General features: G+C 71.7%; 3 protein-coding genes. All 3 read right to left on the reverse strand.

Annotated elements, in window-relative coordinates; all coding sequences use genetic code 11:
- Nucleotides 1-536 (reverse strand): preprotein translocase subunit SecY (locus Q0112_RS11290; protein WP_367278465.1); only part of this gene is annotated, 536 nt, incomplete at its 3' end.
- 111 nt (nucleotides 537-647) lie between these two features.
- Entirely contained in the window at nucleotides 648-1,358 is a 711-nt protein-coding gene (locus tag Q0112_RS11295; RefSeq protein ID WP_297975323.1) for a VIT1/CCC1 transporter family protein, read from the reverse strand.
- Nucleotides 1,358-1,840, reverse strand: coding sequence for a 50S ribosomal protein L15 (gene rplO, locus Q0112_RS11300; protein ID WP_297975321.1), 483 nt, complete (start codon nucleotides 1,838-1,840; stop codon nucleotides 1,358-1,360). Before rplO ends, Q0112_RS11295 begins: the two co-directional genes overlap by 1 nt.
- Nucleotides 1,841-1,902: the final 62 nt, after the last annotated feature.

A 1,902-nucleotide genomic window follows, 5' to 3' on the forward strand; every position in this document is an offset into this window, starting at 1 on the left:
GTGATCTGCTCGCCGAGCCACATCAGGAACATCGTGCCGCCGACCAGCGTGATGATGACGCCGAGCCGGAAGAACCAGCCCGGGTCGTGCGCCATCCCCTCGGCCTCGAGCGCGATGGCGAGGCCGTAGGCCTGGAAGAAGGCGAGGAAGACCGTGCCGTACCGGGTGTACTGGTTGATCTTCATCCGGCCGCTCTCGCCCTCCTTCTTCAGCGCCTGCAGCGACGGCACCATCGAGGCCATCAGCTGGACGATGATCGAGGCGGAGATGTAGGGCATGATGCCGAGGGAGAAGATCGCCATCCGGCCGACGGCGCCCCCGGTGAACATGTTGAGCATGCCCCCGAGGCCGGCGGCCTGCTGGTCGAAGAACTCGCGCAGCCTGACCGCGTCCACGCCCGGGACCGGGACGTAGGTGCCGATGCGGTAGACGATGAGCAGGCCGAGAGCGAAGAGGATGCGGCTCTGCAGCTCCTTGGCCTTGCCGAAGGTTCCCCAACTGAGGTTGGCGGCCATCTGTTCAGCGGCGGATGCCATGCGGCCCTCCAAGTAACGGCACCGCCGCCGGCCTTGCCGGGCGCGGCGGCGCGAATTGTCGCCTGACTTAAGCCCGCCGGCAGGCGGCGGCAAGACTGATTCCGTGCCCGTTCATGCCGCCGTGCGGAAGGCCCAGCCCACGGCGTAGGCGACCGCGGCGCAGGTGCCGCCGACCAGCACCGTCTCGCCCACCGAGCGCAGCAGGCCCTGGGCGGTCACCCGCCAGCGCAGGAGGCCGAGCGCCACGAGCGCGGCGAAGGTGGCGGCGACCGAGACGCCGAAGGTCTCCGGCGCCGGGCCGAGAAGGACGTAAGGAAGGAGCGGCGCGAAGCCGAAGGTGACGAAGGCGGCGAAGGTGACCAGCCCGCGCAGCGCCGCCCCCGAGGTGTCGGCCCCGTCGGTCGGGGAGAGGAGATCGGCGAGCGCATCCGGATGGCGGACCAGGATGGCGGCGATGGCGCCGGCATCGGCCTCGGGCAGCCCGCGGGCGGCGAGCCGGCGCGACGCCTCGGCCGCTCCCGCCTCCGGCCGGGCGCGGGTGGCGGCGATCTCGCGCGCGCGGGCGCCGCGGTAGACGTCGGCCTCGGAGACGCTCGAGAGATACTCGCCGAGCCCCATGGCGGTGCCGTCGGCGAAGAGGTTGGCGAGGCCGAAGAGGAGGACGGCGATGCCGCCCACCGTCGCCGCGCCCTCGGCGCCGTAGCCGGCGAAGCCCGCCACCACCGAGAAGGTGGTGACGATGCCGTCGTTGCCGCCGTAGACGATCTGCTTGAGGTGCTCCTGGAGCCGCCCCACCCTGGGGGCGGCCCCGGGGGGACGCATCACTCTGCCGCGGCTTCGGCCCTGGGCGCGGTCACGGTGACGCTGCCGCCCGCCTTCTCGATCGCCTCGACCGCCGACTTCGACGCGCCGGTGACGGTGATCTTCAGGCCGGAGGTGATCTCGCCCTTGCCGAGCAGGCGCACGCCGTCGAGGCGGCGGCGGACGAGGCCGGAGGCGACGAGCGTCTCCTCGGTGATCTCGGCCGCGGCGTCGAGCTTGCCGGCGTCGACGAACTTCTGCAGCAGGCCGAGGTTGATGACGGCGAAGGCCTTGCGATTCGGCTTGTTGAAGCCCCGCTTCGGCAGCCGCATGTAGAGCGGCATCTGGCCGCCCTCGTAGGCGTTGATCGCCACGCCCGAGCGGGACTTCTGCCCCTTGATGCCGCGGCCGGCGGTCTTGCCCTTGCCGGAGCCGGGGCCGCGCGCCACGCGCTTCTTCTTGCGGGTCGCGCCCGGGTTGTCGTGCAGTTCGTGCAGCTTCATGTCGCTTCTCCTTCTGCCGGACGCGCCCCACGAGCGACGAATGCGGGCGGCCACGGCGTTTC

Origin of the sequence: uncultured Amaricoccus sp., assembly GCF_937858865.1 — a bacterium.
Classification (GTDB): Bacteria; Pseudomonadota; Alphaproteobacteria; order Rhodobacterales; family Rhodobacteraceae; genus Amaricoccus.

Coding starts and splice junctions, on each gene's coding strand:
- rplO (WP_297975321.1), bottom strand. CDS start 1,840: ATGAAGCTGCACGAACTGCACGACAACCCGGGCGCGACCCGCAAGAAG.
- Q0112_RS11295 (WP_297975323.1), bottom strand. CDS start 1,358: ATGCGTCCCCCCGGGGCCGCCCCCAGGGTGGGGCGGCTCCAGGAGCAC.